This window comes from Limnofasciculus baicalensis BBK-W-15 (assembly GCF_024178385.1).
In the GTDB taxonomy this organism is placed as follows: Bacteria; Cyanobacteriota; Cyanobacteriia; order Cyanobacteriales; family Coleofasciculaceae; genus Limnofasciculus; species Limnofasciculus baicalensis.
In genome coordinates this window covers 1-5,626 of the sequence record NZ_JAMZMM010000382.1, presented here as the reverse complement: position 1 = coordinate 5,626, position 5,626 = coordinate 1, and the positions used below count along the sequence as shown (strand labels likewise).

At 44.2% G+C, this 5,626-nt stretch carries 6 protein-coding genes and 1 pseudogene; 6 read left to right on the top strand and 1 reads right to left on the bottom strand.

The window, feature by feature from the left end; translation table 11 throughout:
* Positions 1-145 precede the first annotated feature (145 nt).
* From NJ959_RS24880 to NJ959_RS24870, 3 genes and pseudogenes are all read left to right on the top strand, one after another.
* Positions 146-775: pseudogene (locus tag NJ959_RS24880) on the top strand (MotA/TolQ/ExbB proton channel family protein); the annotation flags it as partial.
* A 427-nt stretch (positions 776-1,202) separates the two neighbouring features.
* Complete coding sequence (locus NJ959_RS24875) at positions 1,203-1,952, top strand: ExbD/TolR family protein (protein WP_254014442.1); 750 nt, start codon at positions 1,203-1,205, stop codon at positions 1,950-1,952.
* 11 nt (positions 1,953-1,963) lie between these two features.
* A complete protein-coding gene (locus NJ959_RS24870) occupies positions 1,964-3,376 on the top strand; it encodes an aspartate ammonia-lyase (RefSeq protein ID WP_254014441.1) in 1,413 nt (470 codons plus the stop codon).
* Between the two features lie 82 nt (positions 3,377-3,458).
* Here the strand turns inward: NJ959_RS24870 and NJ959_RS24865 are convergent, their stop codons facing one another.
* The gene (locus NJ959_RS24865) at positions 3,459-3,629 is read right to left on the bottom strand and encodes a hypothetical protein (RefSeq protein WP_254014440.1); all 171 of its coding nucleotides are present in this window, start codon (positions 3,627-3,629) and stop codon (positions 3,459-3,461) included.
* A gap of 31 nt (positions 3,630-3,660) precedes the next feature.
* Here NJ959_RS24865 and NJ959_RS24860 point away from each other — a divergent pair, with 31 nt between their 5' ends.
* The 3 genes from NJ959_RS24860 (at position 3,661) to NJ959_RS31055 (ending at position 5,545) form a co-directional block, all read left to right on the top strand.
* Positions 3,661-3,942: a hypothetical protein gene (locus NJ959_RS24860; RefSeq protein ID WP_254014439.1), complete on the top strand. Its 282-nt coding sequence runs from the start codon at positions 3,661-3,663 to the stop codon at positions 3,940-3,942.
* 44 nt (positions 3,943-3,986) lie between these two features.
* The gene (locus tag NJ959_RS24855) at positions 3,987-4,943 is read left to right on the top strand and encodes an Npun_F2552 family protein (protein WP_254014438.1); all 957 of its coding nucleotides are present in this window, start codon (positions 3,987-3,989) and stop codon (positions 4,941-4,943) included.
* Between the two features lie 413 nt (positions 4,944-5,356).
* On the top strand, positions 5,357-5,545 hold the full coding sequence (locus NJ959_RS31055; protein ID WP_507237493.1) for a TLTLP motif-containing protein: 189 nt from the start codon (positions 5,357-5,359) through the stop codon (positions 5,543-5,545).
* The last annotated feature ends 81 nt before the right edge of the window (positions 5,546-5,626 follow it).

Here is a 5,626-nt window from a genome sequence, read left to right as displayed (position 1 = left end):
AGCCTCTCTTCTCCCGAAAGAATCAACCCAGCAGCGAAAATAAGTTCAGACTGTTGGCAAACGGCAGGAAATCCCTAGAATTGGAGTGGCTTGCACTTTACAAAACCAATTGTGCGAATCGATAGACGGAGGATAATCGGAAACTGTGGATATTTCAGAAATATTTGAGAAGGGTGGAATAGCGATGTGGCCCCTGTTGGGCTTATCTATCCTTGCTGTGGGCACAATCTTGGAGCGACTCTGGTTTTGGGCAAGCATCTTGTTGGGGGAAAAAGAAATCATCAATCGGGTGCTAGATGGAGCCACCAGTAACTGGCAAGTGGCGCGAGAAGTTGCTCTCAAGTCAAGACGACAGCCAATTGGTCGCTACTTATATGCTCCCCTAAGATTAGCTCAACCCGATCCAGAATTATTTCGGCTGGCTTTAGAGGCGGCGGCTGACGATGAGTTGGCGGCGATGCGGCGGGGGGACAAGCTCCTAGAAGCTGTCATTGCCCTATCCCCCCTCCTAGGATTGCTAGGTACGGTTTTGGGCTTGATTCGCTCCTTGGGTTCAATTACAATTGCCGATTTGGGTACATCTGCCACCGCTGGAGTATCCCTGGGGATTGGCGAAGCTCTGATTAGCACGGCATCAGGATTAGTTGTAGCTATTACCAGTCTGGTATTCTATCGCCTATTTCAAGCCTTTTGGTTTAACCAAATCAGACTTTTCCGTAAAGCTGGCAGTGAGTTGGAGTTACTCTATCGCCAAGATTGGTTGCAAGGCGAGGAAAGTGATGAGCCTTGGGGCACTACCAAAGCCGATCGCAAACCGCTGCTGCAAAGTGATGAGCCTTGGGGCACTGGCAAAGCCGATCGCAAACCGCTGCTGCAAAGTGATGAGCCTTGGGGCACTGGCAAAGCCGATCGCAAACCGCTGCTGCAAGGAGATCGCACTGAGAACTATAATAAGTCAGAGCTTCCCGACCAGAAATCAGATATTTCTAACTTGACATCTGATATTTCTCAGAATAAGCCAGAGATTGGCAACAACATATTAGATGATTCTGATCTAACTGACTCAACTGACTCAAGTCAGTTCTAGTTGTTCTTGGTTGTTTGTTGTTGGTTGTTTGTTATTTGTCATTTGTTCGCAACCAATCACCAATAACCAACCACCAACAACCAACCACCAACAACCAACCACCAATGACAAATTTATGAAGAAAAAAGCTCGTTCGTCTCTTGCTTCTGTTGCACCTCGTCCACTTCAGCTACGGATTGAAACCCAAACCGAAGAAGTGCGAATTGAGATTGTTCCCCTAATTGATGTTATTTTTTGTATTCTGACGTTTTTCATCTTAGCAGCAGTGGGTTTTGCCCGTCAGCAAGCAATTAGTGTCGATTTACCCAAAGCCAGTACGGGAACACCACAGGGACAGAAGATTATCATGGTGAGTCTTAACGATTTGGGTCAAGTTTTTGTGGAAAAAGAGCCTGTGAAAACTAAAGATGAGTTAAAGGCAAAACTGCAAGCCGCCCACACTTCACAGAATTATCAACCTTTAATTGCATTATACGCCTCTCCTACTGCCAGTTACAATGATGTAGTCCAGGTGTTGGACGTGCTTAGGGAAGTAGGAGGCAATCGCGTGGCGTTAGCTACCCTGCCCAAAGTAGCTCCCCAAACTCCTAATCCTAACTCTACTAATCCTACTGCTCCTAATTCTACTGTCCCTCCGACTGGAGTCCCCGGCTATACTCCTTACCCAGGTCAAATTCCCGCTAATCCAGATGGTACAGTTAACCCCTATCCTCAGCAACAATTACCTTCTGGAGTTAATCCGGGACAATCGCAAGCGCCATTACCAGGTACTCAATCTTCTGGTACTATTCCAGAAAAATTACCAGTAAATCAACCTTATGGTACTATTCCGGGAAAATCACAACTACCATTACCAGGAAATTAACAATAAATTAAATGATTCCAGCAACAAAGACAGATTACCGGATTGAACGGGATTCAATGGGAGAAAAAGAAATCCCCAGTCATGCTTACTACGGTATTCAAACACTAAGAGCGATCGCAAATTTTCCTATTAGTGGCATTAAACCTTTACCCACATATATAGACGCTTGTGTTTTAATTAAAAAAGCGACTGCGATCGCAAATAGTAATCTTGGCTGTATTCCTCAAGATATCAGTAATGCGATTATTCAAGCCGCTGATGAAGTTCTCAAAGGACAATTGCGCGATCAGTTTGTGGTGGATATTTATCAAGCTGGGGCGGGAACTTCCCATCACATGAATGTTAATGAAGTCCTGGCAAATCGCGCATTGGAAATCCTGGGAGATGAGAAGGGAAATTATACAAGAGTTAGCCCAAATGACCATGTTAATTATGGACAATCTACTAATGATGTAATTCCCACAGCTATTCGGATTGGTGGATTACTTGCCCTGGAACATACCCTTTATCCGGCATTATCTGATGCAATTGCTGTACTGGATAATAAAGCAGATGAATTTCAAGATATCGTCAGATCTGGTAGAACTCATTTACAAGATGCCGTACCTGTTAGACTAGGAGAAAATTTCCGAGCTTGGGCACAAATTCTCACAGATCATACTGGTAGAATTGAACGGGCAGCCGAGGATTTGCAGGTATTGGGTATAGGAGGTTCTGCGGCTGGTACGGGATTAAATACTCATCCCCAATATCGCCAAGAAGTTGTCAAAATTCTCTCAGAATTAATTGGTGAACCCCTGCGAATTTCTCCCCATTTGATGGCAGCAATGCAGAGTATGGCTCCCTTTGTAAATGTATCTGGAAGTTTGCGTAATTTAGCCCAAGATTGTGTAAAAATATCCCACGATTTGCGGCTGATGGATTCAGGACCAAAAACTGGTTTTAAGGAAATTCAATTGCCGCCAGTGCAACCAGGATCTTCAATTATGCCGGGGAAATACAATCCCGTGATGGCGGAAATGACCTCCATGGTATGCTTTCAGGTGATGGGGTACGATAATGCGATCGCATTAGCTGCCCAAGCTGGACAATTGGAATTAAATGTGATGATGCCGCTGATTGCTTATAATCTGATTCACAGTATTGAAATTTTAGGTAATACCTTATCAGCCTTAACTAAGAAGTGTTTGGAGGGAATTACGGCAAATCGCGATCGCTGTTTGAGTTATGGGGAAGGGAGTCTGGCTCTGGTTACTGCACTTAATCCTCATATTGGTTATTTGAATGCGGCAGCAGTTGCTAAAGAATCCCTGGAAACTGGTAAATCTTTACGGCAAATTGTATTAGATAGGGGGTTAATGAGTGAGTCGGAATTAGCCACGGTTTTAGATTTAGAGAAAATGAGTGAACTTCCTAAAACCTAACCCCCCAGCCCCTTCCCTACTAGGGAAGGGGGAGTAAGATTTATTAATCTTGTCTTTTTGTGGGGGGAGGGGTTATTCTATTTCAGGAAATAGTACTAGCACCTGCTGCTTTTAGATGGCTCATGGCGAGTTCTAATCCCTTGAGCAACAGATAGCGATCTCCTTGCCGCAGCGCTTCGCGATCGCGTAATAGTATCGCAAAACATAGCAAAACACGTCTGAAAACCGCTATAGTTAAATGCGAGTATGACATATTAGCCACCAGTCCAATCAAAGATACACCAATGGAAAGTCAGGATAGCTTCACAGAAATCACCTTTCATTACGTCAACGGCGAAACCGAATCCTTCGATCTTCCCATCACGCCAGAAGCCTTCGCCCAACAACTACCAGACTTACTTAGCCAACCTTGGGTGGCACTCCATCTTATAGATCAAACAGTTTTAGTATTTACAGCTCAAGTACTTAAAGTGGAAGTCAAACCACCAATTCCCGAAATCCAAGGATTGGGAGTCTTTTCCGACGCTCAACGTGTCACAGCCCTAAGTCGTGGAGTTAAACTTTAAATCAGTTAGCCCCTAGCAAGAAAGCCCCTAACCCCTAATCAATTATGTCTACAGTTAGTTTAATTCGCGCCGATTCCTACTCCCGCCAAAAACTCAGATCCTCTTTAGAAACCCTACTGCAACCGCTAGGAGGAATAGGCGCTTTTGTCAAAGGCGGCGATCGCGTTCTCCTTAAACCCAATCTTCTCACGGCAGCACGTCCTGGAAAAGAATGTATCACCCGTGGTGAGATTGTTTACTGTGTTGCTCAACTAGTACAAGAAGTAGGCGGGAAACCATTTTTAGGAGATAGCCCAGCTTTTGGTAGTGCTAGAGGTGTCGCTGCTGCGAATGGTTATTTACCGATGATGGAAGAACTAAATATACCCATCGTCGAATTTCACGGTCATCGTTACCAAACACTTAGCAATAACTTTAACCACTTGCGCCTCTGTAAAGAAGCAATGGATGCCGATGTAGTGATTAATCTACCCAAGGTAAAATCTCATGCCCAGTTGACCCTCACCCTCGGTGTCAAAAACTTATTTGGCTGCGTCCCTGGTAAAATGAAAGCCTGGTGGCACATGGAAGCCGGAAAAGATGCCCTTCGCTTCGGTGAAATGTTAGTAGAAACAGCACGAGCAATTAACCCACAATTAACAATTGTCGATGGAATTATTGGTCACGAAGGCAATGGACCAAGTGGCGGTGAACCCCGACAATTGAATGTATTAGGGGCATCAAGCGATGTATTTGCACTAGATCGTGCTATGGTGGAAATCCTCAATCTCGATCCAACTCAAGTCCCCACTCTAGCAGCAGCACTGAAATTAGGATTAAGTCCAAATATAGACACTATTGAATTTCCTCACCTGAAACCAGAGGATTTAAAGATACTAGATTGGAAATTGCCAGATGCCCTCATGCCAATTGACTTTGGAATGCCTCGCGTACTCAGATCTACCTTTAAACATCTTTACATTCGCTTCATTAAAGAACCGATGAAGGCTTATGCCCGTTAGGTGATGGGGAGTGGGGAGTGGCGAGTGGCGAGTGGGTGAGAGAGTTTTGGAGAGCGTTGCGGGACGAAGTCCGTTTTAACTTTTAATTAGACATCTCCAAAATAGAATCTGAAACCCTTACCCTGTCTAGGTGAAAACCTCATTTCTGGAGATGTCTAATCACAAATAACCAATAACCAATAACTACTTCTTTTTGTAAAATTTGCGGCAATCCGATCGCCAATCCATAAGATAATCTGATACCACCCGACCATTGCTTAAGGAAGCTGCCCTATTGCTAGAGGCGGTTTTTTTGTCTTCCAGTGGATATAAAGCATTTTTCAGGAAAAATCGTTAAGATATAAGGTGTTGGGTTGACAATTTCTTCCTAACTGATTAACGTCAATTGACCGAGTTCCAATTACAACTTATTTATGGCATCCAGTGGTTCATCTGCCAATACTTCTGACTCTAACCCTCATAGGTGGGCAGAAATTCTAGGTACGGTAATAGCTTTTTTAACCCTCACATTACCCTTGTTCGTCATTGCACAATACTCTTCAAGCAGCAACCTTGAGGTTTGGCCGGGAACCACCTATTCGCTGCCAAGGGCGCAAAAGTAACCTCTATGGGCATCCATCTATAGTTGATGAGTTAATAACTTCATAATTCTGGGTAGTAGAGTAGTGACACCTACTCCCTCC